Origin of the sequence: Pseudomonas sp. TMP9, assembly GCF_037943105.1 — a bacterium.
GTDB lineage: Bacteria > Pseudomonadota > Gammaproteobacteria > Pseudomonadales > Pseudomonadaceae > Aquipseudomonas.
The window spans coordinates 3183575-3202319 of record NZ_CP149803.1 but is presented as its reverse complement, the minus strand read 5'-3'; the positions used below and the strand labels follow the sequence as shown (position 1 = coordinate 3202319).

Below are 18745 nucleotides of genomic sequence, written 5' to 3'. Positions count from 1 at the left end.
TCTGGCTAGCCTCTTTATATGATTAAAATCATCGGAATTATTGTCGTTTTCGCCTCTGTATTGGGGGGGTTTATCCTCTCCGGCGGTAAGTTTATGGCGCTGGTCCATCCCTTCGAAATTCTCATTATCGGCGGCGCCGCATTGGGTGCATTTTTGCAGGCCAACCCCGGCAGCGCCTTTATGCATGTATTCAAAAAGTCGCTGAGCATGTTCAGCTCGCGTTTTACCCACGCCTACTACCTTGAAGTGCTCAAGCTGCTTTATGAGATTCTTAACAAAAGCCGCCGCGAAGGCATGATGGCCATCGAGGCTGACGTGGAAGACCCGCCGGCCAGCCCAATTTTCAGCAAGTACCCCGGCATCCTCAAAGATAAGCAGATGACCGCTTTCATCTGTGATTACCTGCGCATCATGTCGTCCGGCAACATGGCTCCGCATGAACTGGAAGGCTTGTTTGACATGGAAATCGCCAGTCTTAAGGAAGACATTGAGCACCCAGCCCATGCTGTCGCCAAAGTAGCCGACGGTATGCCGGCGATGGGTATCGTGGCGGCGGTGTTGGGTATCGTGATTACCATGTCGATTCTCGCGACGGCTGACAACGCTGAGATTGGGCAAAAGGTGGGTACCGCTCTGGTCGGTACATTCTTCGGTATTTTGGCCTCCTACGGTTTCTTCGGTCCTCTGGCTGCGGCGCTTGAGCACGATGCCAAAGAGGAGTTAAACGTGTACGAAGCGATCAAGGCCGGCTTGGTGGCTTCGGCTTCAGGCATGCCGCCATCATTGGCGGTCGAGTTCTCCCGCAAGGTGCTGTACCCGGCGCATCGGCCAAGCTTTGCTGAGCTTGAACAAGCAATGCGTGGGAGCTAAGACGGCGCATGGAGAATAACCAGCCGATAATCGTCAAGCGCATCAAGAAGGTTGCCGGTGGCCATCACGGTGGCGCTTGGAAAATCGCTTTCGCTGACTTTGCCACGGCAATGATGGCGTTCTTTCTGGTGATGTGGCTGATGACAACGGCCACTCCCGAGCAAAAGAAGCTGATTTCGGGTTACTTCCAAGACCCCGTAGGTTTTTCGGAAAGCGCCAGCCCGTATGTGATTGACTTGGGCGGCACGCCAACGCCTGCGCCGGACCGCACCCTCAACGATGTGCCGCAGGATGAGAAAACCCCAGCTGAGGATGTGCAGGCTGAGGTTGATAAGTTGCAGGCTGAATCGGTAGCCGAAGAAGTTGAGCGCGAGCGCTTAGAGCTGCTGCTGCAAGAGCTGCAGAACAAGGTTGAGGAAAACCCTCAGCTGCAGAATTTTAAAGACCAGATCCTCTTCGAAATTACTCAAGATGGGCTGCGTATCCAAATTATGGATGCTGAGAACCGTCCCATGTTTGCCTCGGGTAGCGGGGAATTACGGCCTTATTTCGAGGATATTCTGCTGGCGCTGACGGACACCATTTCCGCCGTGCCAAACAAAATCAGCCTCAGCGGGCACACCGACGCTTCGCCTTTTGTCGGGCGAGGCGGCTACGGTAACTGGGAGCTGTCGTCTGATCGGGCTAATGCGGCGCGGCGTGTACTGATCGCCGGCGGGTACAGCGACGAGCAAGTCGCGCGGGTGGTGGGGTATGCATCGTCGGCGCTGTTTGATCGGGAAGACCCACTTAACCCCATTAATCGACGTATCGACATCGTGGTGCTGACCAAGAAGGCTCAGCGCGCGATCGAAGGCGATACCGGCACAGGCGCACCGGCAGAGCCTGGCGTAACGCCTGTTGCACCTGATGCTGGCGCACCCGCACCCGCACCCGCACCCGCTGCTGAGCCGTTATTGGACGGCCAATTACGTGAGCGACTGAATATATTCGAGGAAGGCGTGCTGCAATTCGATCAGCCCGCCGAGTGAGGGCTGAGGTAAACAAGGCCGCGATGTGTCGCGGCCTTGTTGTTGATGGCCTGCCATCCTGCGGGCCGTCGCGGCGCGACGTTAGAAATCGCTCCGGCGATTTTTTCAGTACTGGATTTCTGGCAGGCTGGCCAAGATTTGCCGGTAACTGGCCATGCGCTGCGGATGTAAACGGCCGTCTTCCAAGGCCTTGAGCAGGGCGCAGCCTGGCTCACGGTCATGTTTGCAGTCGCGGAAGCGGCATTGGCCGATCAGTTCATGGAACTCGATAAACCCAGCCTCAACATCATCGCGGCTGACATGCACCAGGCCGAATTCGCGGATGCCGGGTGAGTCAATCAGCTCGCCGCCACCGGGGAAGTGAAACAGCCGGGCGGTGGTGGTGGTGTGAGTGCCCAAGCCAGACTGCTCTGAAAGCGGGCCAACGCGGATGTCGACATCGGGCAGCAGGCTGTTAACCAGCGATGATTTGCCAACCCCAGACTGCCCCACAAACACACTGACGTGACCGTCAAGCTGCTGTTTGAGCTGCTCCATGCCATCGCCTTGGTGCGCCGATACCTCCAGCAGCGGGTAGCCGAGCTGGCGGTAAACGCTGAGCATGGCGTTGAGCGCCACGCCATTCTGTTCATCAATCAAGTCGGCTTTATTCAGCAGCAGCAGTGGGCGGATGCCCGCGTGCTCGGCCGCCACCAAGTATCGGTCGATCAGGTTAGCGTGGGGCTCGGGCAGGGGGGCAAAAACGATCACGAGCAGGTCAACGTTGGCGGCGACCGGCTTCAGCTGGCCGCGCGTATCTGGACGGCACAGCTCAGTGCTGCGCGGCAACTGAGCAACGATTACGCCAATGCCCTGATTACCGGCACGCCATACCACTTGATCACCGGTGACCATGGTTGGCAGATTCGCGCGCAAGTGGCAGCGGAATACTTGCCCAGCCAGGTCGCCATCCAGCGCTTCAACCTCGATCTGTACGCCAAAGTGAGCGATGACCAGGCCGGTTTGCTCAGGACCTAAATCGCCGCCTTCAAGAATTTGCACGGCGTGTGATTCGCGCTTGGCGGCGCGCGCAGCGCGCTCGCCCTGGATTTTGTCGATACGCCAGTTTTGCCGGCGGTTGAGTTGGCGTTTGGCCATGGGTCTTCCGAGAGTTGAATTGCGCAATAAACGGCCTCGATTCTAGCACGAGCTGCCTATTGAGCTGCTGGCGCGGCTAGACTGCGCTGCACTATTGATTGCTCTGTACAGGAATCCGCATGTTGCGCGTTGTTCGGCAATACCCAGCCTTGCTGGCCTTGTGCGCACAGCTGGGAGCCACGCTGCTTGTTGGCGCTGTGCTGTACGTGGCTGCACAGGTCACGCCCATGCGGCCAACGTGGCTGGTGGTCGGTTTAGCGCAAGGGTTATTGGCCGCTGTACTGGCCCGTTACGTGGGGCTGTCGCGCTGGTGGTGCGGGCTGAGTCTTTTGTTTGCCCCTGTTTTGCTCTTGGCCAGTGGTGCACCGCTGCCGTCTTGGGTGTTTCTAGGCGGGTTTGTGCTGGTGCTGCTGCTCAACTGGAACAGCTTTGGCGAGCGGGTGCCGTTGTACCTGACCGCTGCCGGTACCCGGCAGCATTTAGCGGGCGTGTTGCGCGAGCAGCCTGAGCATTTTCGGTTTGTCGACCTAGGCTGTGGCCCGGCGGGCATGTTGTTGAGCTTGGCTCGGCAGTTCCCACACGCGCAGTTTGTTGGGGTGGAGACTGCGCCGTTGTCTTTTGCCATCGCCTGGGTGCGCGCGCTGGCTCGCGGTAATTGCCGGATTCGCTATGAAAACCTCTGGCGCACTGACCTGTCTGCGTTCGATGTGGTGTATTGCTTTCTATCGCCTGCGCCCATGCCTGAATTATGGCTCAAGGCCTCTGAGCAAATGCCGGCGGCTAGCCTGCTGATCAGCAATACCTTTGCCATACCCGGTCAGCCGGCGGATCTGCAGATTGAATTGCATGACTGGCGCAAATCGCGCCTGCTGCTGTGGCGCATGCGCGGCTGATTTATTCGCTAGACTATGCCCATTAGCCGAGGAGCCCCGTATGCAGAACGCACAGAACCTAATCTGGATCGACCTGGAAATGACCGGTCTGGAGCCCGAAACTGATGTCATCATCGAGATGGCCACCATCGTCACCGACAGCAATCTGAATATCCTCGCCGAAGGCCCGGTAATTGCCGTGCACCAGAGTGATGAGTTGCTTGCCGGCATGGATGAGTGGAACACCCGCACTCACGGCGGCAGCGGCCTGACCCAGCGCGTGCGTGAGAGTAAAATCAGCCCCGCTGAGGCGCAGGCCATGACCATTGCCTTCCTTGAGCAATGGGTGCCCAAAGGTAAGTCCCCGATCTGCGGCAATAGCGTCGGTCAGGACCGGCGTTTTCTGTGCAAGTACATGCAGGATTTGGATGCCTACTTCCACTACCGTGCGCTGGATGTCTCGACCCTAAAAATCCTCGCTGGCCTCTGGGCACCGCAGGTCAAAGAGTCATTTCACAAGCAAGGTACGCATCAGGCGCTTGATGATATTCGCGAGTCTATCGCTGAGCTGAAACACTACCGTCAGCATTTCCTTAAAGTTTGATGCATAAAAAAACCCGTTAAAACGGGGTTTTTTCTGGGCCGAATACATGTTTTCTAGAGGCCGTGACGCGCCAAGGCCCATTCGACGTGCTCGCGCACCAGCGCGGAAGGGTGTTCGCGGCGCGCCTTGAGCGCTTCCATCACCGGGATGCTGGAGGGCGCATTGCCCAAACCCACCGCCAGGTTGCGCAGCCAGCGCTCATAACCGGCGCGGCGCAGCGGCGAGCCTTCGGTGCGACTGAGAAACTCCTCCTCACTCCAGCAAAAAAGTTCGGCCAGCTCGGCGTTGTCTAGGCTGTGGCGTGGCTGAAAATCGCTTTGTTCGCTGGGTTTGGCAAAGCGGTTCCAAGGACAGACCATCTGGCAGTCATCACAGCCAAACACCCGGTTGCCGATGGGCGCACGCAGATCGACGGGGATGGAGCCTTTGAGTTCGATGGTCAAGTAGGAGATACAGCGCCGCGCATCCAACACATAAGGGCCAACAAAAGCAGCCGTTGGGCAGATGTCCATACAGGCCGTGCAGCGCCCGCAGTGTTCGCTGCAGTGCGGCGCATCGACCGGCAACGGTAGGTCGACAAATAACTCGCCAAGGAAGAAGTAACTGCCGGCTTTACGGTTGAGCACCAAGGTGTTTTTACCGATCCAGCCAAGCCCGGCCTGTTCGGCGATGGCTTTTTCCAGTACCGGCGCGCTGTCGACGAAGGCGCGAAAGCCGAAGGGGCCAATGTGCAGCTGGATGCGTTCGGCCAGTTGCTGCAGGCGTTTGCGAATCAGCTTGTGGTAGTCGCGGCCCAGGGCGTAGCGCGACACATAGGCTTTTTCGGGCTGGCTCAGGCGTTTGGCCATCTGCGTGTCGCCGGGCAGGTAGTCCATGCGCAGCGACACCACACGCAGAGTGCCGGGCACCAGCTCTTGCGGGTGCGAGCGCTTGCTGCCGTGGGCGGCCATATAGTCCATCTCGCCCTGATAGCCGGCGTCCAGCCAGCGCTGCAGGTGCGCTTCATGCTCGCCCAGTAGCACATCGGCAATCCCGACTTGTTGAAAACCCAGCTCGCGGCCCCAGTCTTTGATCGACTGGGCGAGGGCGGCAAGATCAAGATCGGTGTTGTTCATATGAAGGCGGGTAACCGGAGCGGAGGTGGGTATAATTCTGCCAGACATCGGAGCCCACGCATGCTGCATTCGCCTGACAATCTTCCCCTGCCGCTCTACAGCGCCGTGCAAGTGCGCGAGCTGGATGCGCGGCTGATCGCTGCTGGCACTCCAGGTTTTGAGCTGATGAGCCGCGCCGCGCATGCCATCTGGCGTGCCTTGCGAAGGCGTTGGCCGGATGCTGGGGTGCTGACGGTGCTAGCCGGGTGCGGCAACAATGCTGGCGATGGTTACTTGGTGGCGGTTTTAGCGCTGCGCGCCGGCTGGCAGGTGCGCGTGCTGGCGGTGGGTGAGGCAGCGCAGTTGCAGGGCGATGCGGCGCTGGCGCGTGACCATGCCTTGGCGGCTGGGGTACCGATGCAGCCTTGGTGCGAGGGCGGTGAATTGCAGGGTGTAGTGCTGGATGCGTTGCTCGGCACGGGGCTGCAAGGTGCGGTACGCGCGCCCTATGCCCAGGTCATAGCGACGCTGAATGCCAGCGGCTTGCCGGTGTTGGCGGTTGATATTCCTTCTGGGCTTTGCGCTGATACCGGTCAGGTAGTGGGTGTTGCCGTGCGTGCAGCGTTAACGGTAACGCTGATTGGCCTGAAGCTAGGGCTGTTTACCGGGCAGTCTGCGGATTATCGGGGCGAGTTGCAGTTTGCCGATCTTCAGGCTGATGCCGCTCTGATCGCGGCTCAGGCCTTTGCCGCGCAGCGCCTAACGCGCACTCATCTGCCGCGTTTGCCAGTGCGTTCGCACAGTGTGCACAAGGGGCAGCTTGGTCATGTGCTGGTGGTGGGTGGCGATTATGGTTTTGCTGGCGCTGGGCTGCTCTGCGCGCAAAGCGCGCTGCGTGCGGGTGCCGGGCTGGTCAGTCTGGCCACGCGTGACGAGCACCTAGCGGCGGCGCAGGTGCGCCTGCCTGAGGTGATGGCTGCAGGCGTTGCCTCGGCCAATCAGCTGCTGGCGTTAGGTGCGCATGCCAGTGTTTGGGTGGTGGGGCCGGGTCTAGGGCAGGGCGCGTGGGGGCGCAGTCTACTATCGGCGGCAGCGGTCAGCCGCGCGGCGCAGGTTTGGGATGCCGATGCGTTGAACCTGCTGGCCCAGGCTGTGGTCCAGTTACCAGCGGCGACGGTGCTGACGCCGCATCCAGGCGAAGCCGCGCGGTTGTTAGGCATTGGTATTGCTGAGGTGCAGGCCGATCGTCCAGCGGCGGCTCGCGCCCTGGCGCAACGCTACCAAACGGTGTGCGTATTAAAAGGTGCGGGCACCCTGATTGCAGCGCCATGCGGCGGCTTGTGGTTGTGTGAACGTGGTCATCCGGCTATGGCGAGTGCAGGTCTCGGTGATGTGCTGGCGGGTTTTATCGGGGCGCTGCTGGCCCAAGGTTTAGCGCCATTGCCTGCGGCAACGCTTGCGGTCTACGTGCATGCCTGCGCCGGCGAGCGGCTGGCGCAGCAGGGCAGAGGCATGGCGGCCAGTGATTTGTGCGCGGTTATTCGTGAATTATTGCAGGAGCAGTCAGCGTGTCTGAATTAGAGCTGTTCGCCGCCGACGAAGAGGCAATGCTGGCGTTGGGGGCGCGTATCGCCGAGATCGCGGGTGGCGTTGGTGTGATCTACCTGCACGGCGATCTCGGCGCCGGCAAAACCACGCTGTCGCGTGGGATTATTCGCGGCCTTGGGCATGTTGGCGCAGTAAAAAGTCCGACCTTCACCTTGGTGGAACCTTATGAAATTGGCGCGTTGCGCGCCTTTCATTTTGACCTTTACCGCTTGGCCGACCCCGAGGAGCTGGAGTACATGGGCATCCGCGATTACTTCGATGGTGCGGCTTTGTGTTTGGTGGAATGGCCTGAGCGGGGCGCAGGCGTTTTGCCAAAGGCTGATATGGACATTACCATTAGCCCGCACAACGCCGGACGGGTGCTACGTTTACAAGCACACAGTGCCTTGGGCGCGGCTTGGTCTGCGGCTTTGGCCATCGAAGCATAAATAATAAATGGGGTTGGTTATGCGCATAAGTGCGCGTTTCATCGTAGTTGGAGTGGTATTGGCAGGCTTGGCCGCCGATCTGTTGGCCGCTTCGGATGTGCGCAGTGTGCGACTGTGGCGGGCGCCAGATAACACGCGTCTGGTGTTTGACCTGACCGGCCCGGTGCAGCACAGCGTCTTTCAGCTGTCTTCGCCAAACCGCATCGTCATTGATGTAAATGGCGCCAAGCTCGCCACCCGCTTGGATCAACTCGTCACCAGTAATACTCCGATTACCGGCATGCGTTCAGCTCAGCGCACGCCAAATGATTTACGTTTGGTGATTGATCTGTCGGCTGCGGTCACGCCGAAAAGCTTCACCTTGGCGCCGAATCAACAATACGGCCATCGCTTGGTGATCGATCTGTTTGACCAAGAGTCCGGGGCTGCGCCGCGGTTGCCGGCCACCATCCAGGCCACAGCACCTCAACCCCCCATAACACCGACCCAACCGCCACCCAAGTTAGTGCCCGTGCCCAACGGTAAGCGCGATATCGTGATTGCCATCGATGCTGGCCATGGTGGTGAAGACCCGGGTGCGCTGTCGCCGGTCAAGGGGCAGTACGAAAAGCATGTGACCCTCGCAATTGCTAAAGAGCTGCAGCGCCAGATCAATGCTGAAAAGGGTTTCCGTGCCGAACTGGTGCGCACCGGCGATTATTTTATCCCGCTGCGTAAGCGCACCGACATCGCCCGCAAAAAAGGCGCTGATTTATTCGTTTCGATTCATGCGGATGCGGCGCCCCGCGCGGCAGCCTTTGGCGCGTCGGTGTATGCCTTGTCAGACCGTGGCGCTACCTCGGAAACAGCGCGCTGGTTGGCTGACTCGGAAAACCAATCAGATCTTATCGGCGGTGCTGGCAACGTCAGCTTGGACGACAAAGATAAAATGTTGGCCGGGGTGTTGCTTGACCTGTCGATGACCGCATCACTGGCCTCCAGCTTAAACGTCGGCAATAAAGTGCTGGGTAATATGGGCCGCGTGACGCCGCTGCACAAACGCCGGGTGGAGCAGGCTGGTTTTATGGTGCTGAAGTCACCTGATATTCCGTCGATCTTGGTCGAAACCGGGTTTATCTCTAACCCGAATGAGGCCCGTAAGCTCTCCAGTGCCAGCCACCAGCAGGCGCTGGGGCGCTCGATTGTCAGCGGCGTGCGGCAGTTCTTCCATGAAAATCCGCCCCCTGGCACCCATGTGGCTTGGCTGCGCGATAACGGCAAAATCACCCTTGGGCCTCGTGAGCACGTGGTCAGCTCCGGCGAAAGCTTGGCGCTGATTGCCCAGCGTTATCAGGTCAGCCTGGCGGTGTTGCGGTCGGCTAATTCACTGCGCAGCGATGTGATCAAGGTCGGTCAGCGCCTGCAGGTGCCGGCGACCTCTTTGGCTGCTCAGCCATGAGTGATGCTTTGCGTATCCAGCTGCTCAGTCCGCGGCTGGCGAACCAAATCGCTGCGGGTGAAGTGGTCGAGCGCCCGGCCTCCGTGATCAAAGAGCTGCTGGAAAATAGCTTGGACTCAGGGGCTAAGCGCATTGAGATGGATGTCGAGCAGGGCGGCGTTAAGTTGCTCAAAGTGCGCGATAACGGCAGTGGCATCGCCCCCGACGACCTGCCCTTGGCATTGGCGCGACACGCCACTAGCAAAATCCGCGAATTGGAAGACCTTGAGCAGGTCATGAGCCTGGGCTTTCGCGGCGAAGCGCTGGCGTCGATTAGCTCGGTAGCGCGCCTGACTCTGACCTCGCGTACCGCCGATGCCGAGCAAGCCTGGCAAGTGGAAACCGAAGGTCGCGACATGCAGCCACGGGTGCAGCCTGCCGCACACCCGGTCGGCACGTCGGTGGAAGTGCGCGACTTGTTCTTCAACACCCCGGCGCGGCGCAAGTTTCTCAAAACTGAAAAGACTGAATTTGATCACCTGCAAGAAGTGGTTAAGCGTCTTGCCTTAGCGCGCTTTGATGTGGCGTTTCACTTGCGCCATAACGGTAAAACCGTGCTGGGTTTGCATGAGGCGCCAGATGAGTTGAGTCGCGCTCGGCGGGTCGCCTCGGTCTGCGGTGCAGCTTTTTTGGACCAGGCGCTGCCGATCGATATCGAACGCAATGGCCTGCATTTATGGGGTTGGGTGGGGTTGCCGACGTTTTCACGCAGCCAGGCTGACCTGCAATATTTTTATGTTAACGGGCGCATGGTGCGCGACAAACTGGTCGCTCATGCGGTGCGCCAGGCCTATCGCGATGTGCTGTTCAATGGTCGCCATCCGACCTTTGTGCTGTTTCTGGAAATCGATCCGAGCGTGGTCGATGTCAATGTGCATCCGACCAAACATGAGGTGCGTTTCCGTGATGGGCGCATGGTGCATGATTTCCTTTACGGCACGCTGCACCGGGCGCTCGGCGAAGTGCGCCCTGAAGATCAGTTAGCCGCTCCGCCGGCGATCAACGAGATGGCACGCCCCAGCGGTCAGGCGGCCGGCGAGTTTGGTCCTCAGGGTGAAATTGGCTTGGCTGCCAGCCTGCTGCAGGCAGTGCCCAGTGCTTCGATCTGGCGCTCGCCGGGTGCTGGCTATCAGGGCGCGCGCCCCGAGGCGGCGCTGCCAACTGCAGAGGCCCAAGGGGCGTATCGCGAGTTTTTCTCACCGATGGCAACGGCGCCAGCTCCGGTTGGCCTGCCTGAGGCTCAGGGTGACATTCCACCGCTCGGCTATGCCATTGCGCAGCTCAAGGGTATTTATATCCTCGCCGAGAACGTCCAAGGTCTGGTGGTAGTCGACATGCACGCGGCTCATGAGCGCATCACCTATGAGCGGCTGAAGGTGGCCATGGCCAGCGAAGGCCTGCGCGGTCAGCCGCTGCTGGTGCCTGAGTCGATTGCGGTAAGCCAGCGTGAAGCGGATTGCGCTGAAGAGCATACTGAATGGTTCCAGCGCCTCGGTTTTGAGTTGCAGCGCTTGGGTCCGGAAACCTTGGCGATTCGTCAGATACCTGCGTTGCTCAAACAAGCCGAGGCCACCCGCCTGGTGCAGGATGTGCTGGGTGATCTGCTCGAATACGGCACCACCGACCGTATTCAGGCGCACCTTAATGAGCTGCTCGGCACCATGGCCTGTCACGGCTCAGTTCGCGCTAATCGGCGGCTGACCCTGCCGGAAATGAACGCCCTGTTGCGCGATATGGAACATACCGAGCGCAGTGGTCAATGCAACCATGGCCGTCCAACGTGGACGCAAATGGGCATGGATGACCTCGATAAGCTGTTCTTGCGCGGTCGTTGATTTGCCGCGTTACGCAATTTAGAGATTTTTGAGTATGTCTGAGCGCCTGCCTGCGGCGATTTTCCTGATGGGGCCGACTGCGGCTGGCAAGACCGACCTGGCTATCGAGCTGGCGCGGGTGCTGCCATGCGAGTTGATCAGCGTGGACTCAGCGCTGATTTATCGCGGCATGGACATCGGCACGGCTAAGCCGGACAAAGCCACCTTGGCTGAGTTTCCTCATCACCTAATCGATATTCGCGACCCTGCTGAGAGTTACTCGGCGGCTGAGTTTCGCCGCGAAGCCTTGGCAGCCATGGCCGACATCACCGCGCGGGGGCGGATTCCCCTGTTGGTGGGCGGCACCATGTTGTATTTCAAAGCATTACTTGAGGGGCTGGCACCGATGCCCAGCGCGGATGCAACTGTGCGTGCGCAGTTGGAGGCGCGCGCCCAGGCTGAAGGTTGGCACGTGTTGCACGACGAACTGCGTGCCATTGATCCGGAGTCTGCCGCGCGGATCCACCCAAATGACCCGCAGCGTCTGATTCGCGCCCTTGAGGTTTATCTGGTGAGCGGCGAGAGCATGACACTTCACCGCCAACGCCAAGCCTTAGAAAATACCGCTGGCGGCGCATCGGGCTCCCGTCAATTCCCCTATACTGTGGCGCAGTTAGCGATAGCACCCCTGCAAAGGCAGTTGCTGCATGAGCGAATTGCCCTGCGGTTTCGCTTGATGGTGGAACAGGGGCTGGTTGCTGAGGTCGAACGCCTGCGTCAGCGAAGTGACTTGCACGCAGGTCTGCCGTCTATAAGGGCGGTGGGTTATCGGCAGGTGTGGGAGTATCTGGATGGCAGTTTCGACGCCGAACAGATGCAAGAGCGCGGCATTATCGCCACGCGTCAACTGGCCAAGCGACAATTCACCTGGTTGCGAGGCTGGCAACAGGCTGTGCATTGGCTTGACAGTGCCGACTGCGACAACCTGCCGCGCGCCTTGAAATACTTGGCAGCGGCCTCCATATTGACCTGAGACTTTGCAACCGGTCGTCTATCCTTGTGGTATGGCGATGTTAAGCCGCTCATTTGTTTACTTAAATTATTGAAAATTGATCCTTAAAGGAGTGCGGCACATGTCAAAAGGGCATTCGCTACAAGACCCTTACCTGAATACCCTACGCAAAGAGCGCGTACCGGTTTCTATCTACCTGGTTAACGGCATTAAGTTGCAAGGCCAGATTGAATCCTTTGATCAGTTCGTGATTTTGCTGAAAAACACGGTCAGTCAAATGGTTTACAAGCATGCCATTTCCACTGTGGTGCCTAGTCGCCCAGTGCGTCTGCCAAGTGCTGCCGAGACTGAGCAGGCCGAGGCTGAAGCTGAAGCCGAATCTGGAAACGCCTAATTTAGGAGGCTGTATTGTTCTTCGAGCGCCATGAAGGTGGAGATCGAGCCATTCTGGTTCACTTGGACGGCCAAAATCCCGAGGTGCGCGAAGATCCGCAGGAGTTTCAGGAGCTGGCGTTTTCCGCCGGTGCTGAGACTGTCGCGTTCTTTAGCATCCCGAGTAATCGACTGACGGCCAAGTACCTGATCGGCAGTGGTAAGGTGCAAGAGTTGCGTGACCACGTTAAGGCCTGTGAGGCTGATTTGGTCATCTTCAACCATGTACTGACACCCAGTCAGGAGCGCAACCTCGAGCGGGCATTCGAATGTCGAGTGCTCGATCGAACCGGCCTTATCTTAGATATTTTCGCCCAGCGCGCGCGTACTCACGAAGGCAAATTGCAGGTCGAGCTGGCTCAGCTCGACCATATGAGTACACGCCTCGTGCGGGGCTGGACCCACCTAGAGCGACAAAAAGGTGGCATCGGCCTGCGTGGGCCAGGTGAAACTCAGCTGGAAACCGACCGTCGACTGTTGCGCGTGCGCATTCGCCAGATCAAACAGAAACTGGAAAAGGTCCGCAGTCAGCGCGAGCAGGCTCGCCGTGGGCGTCAGCGTGCGGACATTCCATCGGTATCGCTGGTGGGCTACACCAATGCGGGTAAGTCGACGCTGTTCAATGCGCTGACAGCCTCCGATGTGTACGCAGCCGATCAGCTGTTTGCCACCCTTGACCCCACTCTGCGTCGCCTTGAGTTGGATGACCTTGGGCCAATCGTGCTTGCCGATACGGTGGGGTTTATCCGTCATTTGCCGCATAAGCTAGTAGAGGCTTTTCGGGCGACGCTTGAAGAGTCAAGCAACTCCGATCTGCTCCTGCATGTGATTGACGCCCACGAATCCGAGCGTGATCTGCAGATTGAGCAAGTGCTGGCGGTGCTGGGTGAAATCGGCGCTCAGGACCTGCCGATCCTTGAGGTGTACAACAAGCTCGATCTGCTGGACGGTGTGGAGCCGCAGATCCAGCGCGATGCCGATGGTAAGCCACAGCGGGTTTGGCTGTCGGCACGCGATGGGCGAGGCTTGCCATTACTGCGTCAGGCCATTGCAGAGCTGTTGGGTAATGACCTATTTGTCGGTACATTGCAGTTGCCGCAGCGGCTTGGCCGTATGCGCGCACAGTTCTTTGCCTTAGGCGTGGTGCAGAGCGAGTCCTACAGCGAGGATGGCAGCAGTTTGCTGGCGGTGCGCTTGCCGCGTGTCGAGTTAAATCGGTTAGTGAGTCGCGAAGGACTCAAGCCGCAAGAGTTTATTGAGCAACACACTTTGCAATAAAGCCTGCGCCAGCGACTTTGCCGCTGGTTGCATGCATTCTGTAGCATTGGCGGACGTGCCGTGGGTGCGTCTTTGCTTTATCAGATGGAGAGCGCTATGGCTTGGAATGAGCCGGGTGGCAATTCGAATAACCAGGATCCATGGGGTGGCCGTAAAAATGGCGATCGCAAGGGACCGCCGGATATCGATGAGGCCTTCCGAAAGCTGCAGGACAGCCTGAATGGGTTGTTTGGCGGCCGTAAAAAACGAGGCGGCGAGACGGGTTCAGGGGGTGGCGGCGGTTTAGGCATACTCTTCGTTGGCCTTGGGCTGCTGGCTGCAATCTGGCTGTACAGCGCGATCTATGTCGTTGATGAGCAGGAGCAGGCCGTTGTGCTGCGCTTCGGCGAGTACTACGAGACAGTCGGCCCGGGCCTGAATATTTACTTCCCGCCGATTGATCGCAAGTTCCAGGAAAACGTCACCCGTGAGCGTGCTTACAGCAAGCAAGGGCAGATGTTGACCGAGGATGAGAACATCATCGAGGTGCCGTTGACCGTGCAGTACAGGGTCAGCAACTTACAGGACTTCGTACTCAACGTTGACCAGCCCGAAGTCAGTTTGCAGCATGCGACCGACAGTGCTGTTCGCCACGTTGTAGGTTCCACCGAGATGGATCAGGTGCTCACCGAAGGCCGTGAGCTTATGGCCAGTGAAGTTAAAGAGCGTCTGCAGCGATTCCTCGATAACTACCGCACCGGCATCACGGTGACTCAGGTCAACCTGCAGAGTGCGGCTGCGCCGCGCGAAGTACAGGAAGCCTTTGATGACGTGATTCGTGCCCGTGAAGACGAGCAGCGCGAGAAAAATCAGGCGGAAACGTATGCCAATGGCGTAGTGCCGGAAGCTCGAGGCCAAGCGCAGCGCTTGGTTGAAGATGCTAATGGTTACCGCGATGAAGTGGTTTCCCGCGCTCAGGGTGAGGCCAATCGCTTTACTGCATTGGTGACTGAGTACCGTAAGGCGCCCGAAGTAACTCGTGAGCGTCTGTATCTGGATACCATGCAAGAGCTGATGACCAACACCAGCAAGGTGCTGGTGACGGGCGACAAGGGGCAGAACAATCTGCTTTATCTGCCGCTGGATAAAATGATCGACGGCCGCAGCTCGTCTGCGCCGAGCTCAATATCTGGTGCTGGAAGTACAGCAGATGCCAGCGCGCGCGTTAGCAATGACCCGCGCCAGGTTGAGCTGCGTTCAAGGGAGACTCGTTGATGAGCAATAAATCGCTGATCGCCCTTATTGTTGGCGTGGTAATCGCACTCGTTGCTTGGAACAGCTTCTATATTGTTTCGCAGACTGAGCGTGCGGTGCTGCTGCAATTCGGCCGTATCGTGCAGCCGGACGTGCAGCCGGGCTTGCACGTGAAGATTCCTTACGTCAATCAGGTGCGCAAGTTTGATGCGCGCCTGCTGACTCTGGACTCCACCAGCTCGCGTTTCCTTACGCTGGAAAAGAAAGCGCTGATGGTTGATGCCTTTGCCAAATGGCGCGTGTTGGACGCTGAGCGTTTCTACACCGCAACTTCTGGCATGAAGCAGATAGCCGATGAGCGTCTCGCACGCCGTCTTGAAGCATCGCTGCGTGACCAGTTTGGTAAGCGCACCCTGCATGAAGCCGTGTCGGGTGAGCGCGATGCGCTGATGGCTGATGTAACGGCCTCGCTGAACCGAGCTGCGCAAAAAGAGTTGGGTATTGAAGTGGTCGATGTGCGTGTTAAGGCCATCGACCTGCCGAAGGAAGTCAACCGCAGCGTGTTTGATCGGATGAGCTCTGAGCGTGAGCGTGAGGCTCGTGAGCACCGTGCTAAAGGTAAGGAGCTGGCTGAGGGTATTCGTGCCGATGCCGACCGTCAGCGGCGCGTGTTACTTGCTGATGCTTACCGCCAAGCGGAAGAGCTGCGCGGTGAGGGCGACGCCCAAGCTGCTGCGATCTACTCCGAGGCCTATGGCATGGACCAAGAGTTCTATTCGTTCTACCGCAGCCTGAGAGCCTATCGCGAAAGTTTTGCCGATAAGCGTGATGTGCTGGTGCTGGATCCCAATAGCGACTTCTTCCGCTACTTGGAGAAGTCCAAGCCTTAAGCCATCACCCCGGCGGGCAGCCGCCGGGGTGATCGTTGTGGAAAACGTGGTATGATTATGCAGCCGGGGAAATCCCGGCTTTTTTGCGTCTGCAGCAAGCATGTGCCAGGAGTAAGGCGCCGCATCGTGGGTTGTCGCGGTGTGGCGAGGCACTCTAGCCGGCTTGATTGGCACACATAGGCGCGAAGGTTTTTTCAATAGATGCCGTTATGTAATTGATGGCGGCGTCTAATCGGGTTGGCCGGCATGCTGCTGGAAACAACCATTTTTATTGGTTTATCGCAGGCTTGTGCTGCCCGGTCTAAGAGGGGAATGGCGAAATGGCAACGCTAGACCGCTGGCTGCTGCCAGATGGCATCGAAGAAGTACTGCCACCGTACGCGGGGCGTATTGAAGTGGCGCGCCGCCAAGTGCTGGATCTGTTCCAGCGTTGGGGCTATGAATTTGTGGTGACCCCGCACATTGAGTACCTAGAGTCACTGCTGACTGGCGCAGGCCAAGATTTAGATCTGCGCACCTTTAAAGTCACAGACCCGCTGTCCGGTCGGCAAATGGGCTTTCGCGCCGATATCACGCCGCAGGTGGCGCGCATTGATGCGCATACCCTGCGCCGTGAGGGCCCAAGCCGTCTGTGCTATGCCGGTAGCGTGGTGCACGCGCAGCCGCGCGCGCTGACCACCTCGCGCAGCCCAATTCAGTTGGGTGCGGAGCTCTATGGCGATGCCAGCCCGGCCAGCGATGTAGAGGTGATCAGCTTGTTGGTCAACACCCTTGAGCTGGCAGCGGTGCCCGATGTGCACATGGACCTTGGCCATGTCGGTATTTATCGTGGCCTAGCCCGCGCCGCCGAGCTGTCTGGCGAGGCCGAGCAGCAGTTATTCGACGCGTTGCAGCGCAAGGCGATGGATGAAGTTATTGAATTGACCGAAGCGTTGCCAGATGGTCTGCGCAAGATGCTACGCGCGCTCAGCGAGCTGTGCGGCGGTCGCGACGTACTGGACATCGCCCAAGCTTGTTTGGTCGATGCGCCGGATGATGTGCATGCCGCATTGGATGACCTGATGGCCATTGCCGATGCGCTGAGCCTGCGCTATCCGGAAGTGCCGTTGTACTTTGACCTCGGTGAGCTGCGCGGCTATCACTACCATACGGGCGTTGTGTTCGCGGCGTTTGTCCCGGGTGTGGGGTATGCCATTGCCCAAGGCGGTCGCTATGACGACATCGGTGCTGACTTTGGCCGGGCGCGCCCGGCGACAGGGTTTTCAACTGACCTGAAAACCCTGGTAAGCCTGGGGCATATGCAGTTGGGCGATGTGCCGGCTGGTATTTGGGCGCCAGACAACCATGACGTGTTCTTGTGGCAGGCGATTCAGCGTTTGCGTCTTGACGGTCAGCGTGTGGTTCAAGCACTTCCTGGCCAAGTCACTGCTGATGCTGAAACTGCAGGTTGTGACCGTCAATTAGTGTTGCGTGAGGGTCGCTGGCAGTTAGCTAAGCTGACCGCTTAAGTGGCCGTACGAAAAGTTTCCGTCGGCTATAGCCGCCATCCAGTTTGCGAAGAGGGTTAGTGTTATGGGTAAGAATGTCGTAGTCCTGGGCACCCAGTGGGGCGATGAAGGCAAAGGTAAGATCGTCGACCTGCTGACCGAACAGGCTGCAGCTGTTGTACGTTATCAGGGCGGTCACAACGCTGGACATACCCTGGTGATCGACGGCGAGAAGACTGTTCTGCACCTTATCCCCTCCGGTATCCTGCGCGAAAATGTGCAGTGCCTGATCGGCAACGGCGTGGTCGTTGCGCCCGATGCGCTGATGCGCGAAATCATCAAGCTGGAAGAGAAAGGTGTGCCCGTGCGCGAGCGCCTGCGCATCAGCCCGTCCTGCCCGTTGATCCTGCAGTATCACGTGGCCCTTGATCAGGCGCGTGAGAAAGCCCGTGGTGATGCCAAAATCGGTACCACCGGCCGTGGTATTGGTCCAGCCTATGAAGACAAAGTGGCGCGTCGCGGTCTGCGTATCGGCGACCTGTTTCACCGTGAGCGCTTTGCCGCCAAGCTTGGCGAGTTGCTGGACTATCACAACTTCGTATTGGTTAATTATTACAAAGAGCCAGCCATCGACTTCCAGAAGACACTCGACGAGTGCATGGAATACGCCGAGTTGCTCAAGCCGATGATGACCGACGTGACTGCCGTGCTGCACGATATGCGTCGTGAGGGCAAAGACATCATGTTCGAGGGTGCTCAGGGCTCACTGCTGGACATCGACCACGGCACCTACCCCTACGTCACCAGCTCCAACACCACAGCGGGCGGTATTGCTACGGGCTCGGGCTTTGGTCCCATGTATCTGGATTACATCCTGGGAATCACCAAGGCCTACACCACGCGCGTAGGTTCCGGTCCGTTCCCGACCGAGCTGTTCGACGAGACCGGCGCGTTCCTCGCTAAGCGTGGCCATGAGTTCGGTTCGACCACTGGCCGTGCCCGTCGTTGCGGTTGGTTTGATGCCGTAATCCTGCGGCGCGCTATCGAGATCAACAGCATCTCCGGCCTGTGCTTGACCAAGCTCGATGTGCTCGACGGCCTGGAAACCTTGCGTATCTGTGTCGGCTATAAAGACGAAAACGGCGACGTACTGGTCGATGCGCCAACTGACGCGGACAGCTATCTAGGCCTGCAGCCCGTTTACGAAGAGTTACCGGGCTGGAGCGAATCGACCTTAGGTGCCAAAACCTTAGAAGAACTGCCAGCGGCGGCGCGTGCTTACATCAAACGCGTGGAAGAGTTGGTCGGCGCGCCGATTGATATCGTCTCCACCGGCCCAGATCGTAACGAGACGATTGTGCTGCGTCATCCGTTTGCCTGATAGTCGCAGGCAGTACGCAGGGGTCGCCAGTTGGCGGCCCTTTGTCGTTTCTGGCCCAATTAAAAATATCCGGGCTAGCCTTCATAAATCTGGGTTC

The 18745-nt window shown here is 58.7% G+C and carries 17 protein-coding genes; 15 read left to right on the top strand and 2 right to left on the bottom strand.

Features of this window, described 5'->3' with window-relative positions:
- The first annotated feature begins 18 nt into the window (after positions 1-18).
- Positions 19-870 carry a flagellar motor stator protein MotA gene (gene motA, locus WF513_RS15155; protein ID WP_339080228.1) on the top strand — a complete coding sequence of 284 codons (852 nt, stop codon included), beginning with the start codon at positions 19-21 and terminating at the stop codon, positions 868-870.
- Between the two features lie 8 nt (positions 871-878).
- Positions 879-1901 carry a flagellar motor protein MotB gene (gene motB, locus WF513_RS15150; protein ID WP_339080227.1) on the top strand — a complete coding sequence of 341 codons (1023 nt, stop codon included), beginning with the start codon at positions 879-881 and terminating at the stop codon, positions 1899-1901.
- Positions 1902-2006: 105 nt separating this feature from the next.
- Here the strand turns inward: motB and rsgA are convergent, their stop codons facing one another.
- Positions 2007-3038 carry a small ribosomal subunit biogenesis GTPase RsgA gene (gene rsgA / locus WF513_RS15145; RefSeq protein ID WP_339080226.1) on the bottom strand — a complete coding sequence of 344 codons (1032 nt, stop codon included), beginning with the start codon at positions 3036-3038 and terminating at the stop codon, positions 2007-2009.
- Between the two features lie 119 nt (positions 3039-3157).
- On the opposite strand from rsgA, the gene WF513_RS15140 reads away from it, so the two are divergent.
- Both WF513_RS15140 and orn read left to right on the top strand, forming a co-directional pair.
- Complete coding sequence (locus WF513_RS15140) at positions 3158-3931, top strand: class I SAM-dependent methyltransferase (protein WP_339080224.1); 774 nt, start codon at positions 3158-3160, stop codon at positions 3929-3931.
- 40 nt (positions 3932-3971) lie between these two features.
- On the top strand, positions 3972-4514 hold the full coding sequence (orn, locus tag WF513_RS15135) for an oligoribonuclease (RefSeq protein WP_339080222.1): 543 nt from the start codon (positions 3972-3974) through the stop codon (positions 4512-4514).
- Between the two features lie 53 nt (positions 4515-4567).
- On the opposite strand, the gene queG is transcribed toward orn, so the two are convergent.
- Complete coding sequence (gene queG, locus WF513_RS15130; RefSeq protein WP_339080221.1) at positions 4568-5629, bottom strand: tRNA epoxyqueuosine(34) reductase QueG; 1062 nt, start codon at positions 5627-5629, stop codon at positions 4568-4570.
- A 60-nt stretch (positions 5630-5689) separates the two neighbouring features.
- Here queG and WF513_RS15125 point away from each other — a divergent pair, with 60 nt between their 5' ends.
- The 11 genes from WF513_RS15125 (at position 5690) to WF513_RS15075 (ending at position 18648) form a co-directional block, all read left to right on the top strand.
- Positions 5690-7189, top strand: a complete 1500-nt coding sequence (locus tag WF513_RS15125; RefSeq protein WP_339080220.1) for an NAD(P)H-hydrate dehydratase — start codon at positions 5690-5692, stop codon at positions 7187-7189.
- Positions 7177-7644, top strand: coding sequence for a tRNA (adenosine(37)-N6)-threonylcarbamoyltransferase complex ATPase subunit type 1 TsaE (tsaE, locus tag WF513_RS15120; RefSeq protein ID WP_339080219.1), 468 nt, complete (start codon positions 7177-7179; stop codon positions 7642-7644). Before WF513_RS15125 ends, tsaE begins: the two co-directional genes overlap by 13 nt.
- 19 nt (positions 7645-7663) lie before the next feature.
- Positions 7664-9082: an N-acetylmuramoyl-L-alanine amidase gene (locus WF513_RS15115; RefSeq protein WP_339080218.1), complete on the top strand. Its 1419-nt coding sequence runs from the start codon at positions 7664-7666 to the stop codon at positions 9080-9082.
- Complete coding sequence (gene mutL / locus WF513_RS15110) at positions 9079-10956, top strand: DNA mismatch repair endonuclease MutL (protein ID WP_339080215.1); 1878 nt, start codon at positions 9079-9081, stop codon at positions 10954-10956. The genes WF513_RS15115 and mutL overlap by 4 nt, the downstream gene beginning before the upstream one ends.
- A 34-nt stretch (positions 10957-10990) precedes the next feature.
- Positions 10991-11968: a tRNA (adenosine(37)-N6)-dimethylallyltransferase MiaA gene (gene miaA / locus WF513_RS15105; RefSeq protein ID WP_339080214.1), complete on the top strand. Its 978-nt coding sequence runs from the start codon at positions 10991-10993 to the stop codon at positions 11966-11968.
- 100 nt (positions 11969-12068) lie between these two features.
- Complete coding sequence (gene hfq, locus WF513_RS15100) at positions 12069-12341, top strand: RNA chaperone Hfq (RefSeq protein ID WP_339080213.1); 273 nt, start codon at positions 12069-12071, stop codon at positions 12339-12341.
- Positions 12342-12355: 14 nt separating this feature from the next.
- Positions 12356-13657, top strand: coding sequence for a ribosome rescue GTPase HflX (gene hflX / locus WF513_RS15095; protein WP_339080212.1), 1302 nt, complete (start codon positions 12356-12358; stop codon positions 13655-13657).
- Between the two features lie 96 nt (positions 13658-13753).
- Positions 13754-14911, top strand: a complete 1158-nt coding sequence (gene hflK / locus WF513_RS15090; protein WP_339080211.1) for an FtsH protease activity modulator HflK — start codon at positions 13754-13756, stop codon at positions 14909-14911.
- The gene (hflC, locus tag WF513_RS15085; RefSeq protein ID WP_339080210.1) at positions 14911-15780 is read left to right on the top strand and encodes a protease modulator HflC; all 870 of its coding nucleotides are present in this window, start codon (positions 14911-14913) and stop codon (positions 15778-15780) included. The genes hflK and hflC overlap by 1 nt, the downstream gene beginning before the upstream one ends.
- Positions 15781-16100: 320 nt before the next feature.
- Positions 16101-17288: an ATP phosphoribosyltransferase regulatory subunit gene (locus tag WF513_RS15080; protein ID WP_339080209.1), complete on the top strand. Its 1188-nt coding sequence runs from the start codon at positions 16101-16103 to the stop codon at positions 17286-17288.
- Between the two features lie 64 nt (positions 17289-17352).
- Entirely contained in the window at positions 17353-18648 is a 1296-nt protein-coding gene (locus WF513_RS15075; RefSeq protein WP_339080208.1) for an adenylosuccinate synthase, read from the top strand.
- Positions 18649-18745: the final 97 nt, after the last annotated feature.

Coding starts and splice junctions, on each gene's coding strand:
- motA (WP_339080228.1), top strand. CDS start 19: ATGATTAAAATCATCGGAATTATTGTCGTTTTCGCCTCTGTATTGGGG.
- motB (WP_339080227.1), top strand. CDS start 879: ATGGAGAATAACCAGCCGATAATCGTCAAGCGCATCAAGAAGGTTGCC.
- rsgA (WP_339080226.1), bottom strand. CDS start 3,038: ATGGCCAAACGCCAACTCAACCGCCGGCAAAACTGGCGTATCGACAAA.
- WF513_RS15140 (WP_339080224.1), top strand. CDS start 3,158: ATGTTGCGCGTTGTTCGGCAATACCCAGCCTTGCTGGCCTTGTGCGCA.
- orn (WP_339080222.1), top strand. CDS start 3,972: ATGCAGAACGCACAGAACCTAATCTGGATCGACCTGGAAATGACCGGT.
- queG (WP_339080221.1), bottom strand. CDS start 5,629: ATGAACAACACCGATCTTGATCTTGCCGCCCTCGCCCAGTCGATCAAA.
- WF513_RS15125 (WP_339080220.1), top strand. CDS start 5,690: ATGCTGCATTCGCCTGACAATCTTCCCCTGCCGCTCTACAGCGCCGTG.
- WF513_RS15115 (WP_339080218.1), top strand. CDS start 7,664: ATGCGCATAAGTGCGCGTTTCATCGTAGTTGGAGTGGTATTGGCAGGC.
- mutL (WP_339080215.1), top strand. CDS start 9,079: ATGAGTGATGCTTTGCGTATCCAGCTGCTCAGTCCGCGGCTGGCGAAC.
- miaA (WP_339080214.1), top strand. CDS start 10,991: ATGTCTGAGCGCCTGCCTGCGGCGATTTTCCTGATGGGGCCGACTGCG.
- hfq (WP_339080213.1), top strand. CDS start 12,069: ATGTCAAAAGGGCATTCGCTACAAGACCCTTACCTGAATACCCTACGC.
- hflK (WP_339080211.1), top strand. CDS start 13,754: ATGGCTTGGAATGAGCCGGGTGGCAATTCGAATAACCAGGATCCATGG.
- hflC (WP_339080210.1), top strand. CDS start 14,911: ATGAGCAATAAATCGCTGATCGCCCTTATTGTTGGCGTGGTAATCGCA.
- WF513_RS15080 (WP_339080209.1), top strand. CDS start 16,101: ATGGCAACGCTAGACCGCTGGCTGCTGCCAGATGGCATCGAAGAAGTA.
- WF513_RS15075 (WP_339080208.1), top strand. CDS start 17,353: ATGGGTAAGAATGTCGTAGTCCTGGGCACCCAGTGGGGCGATGAAGGC.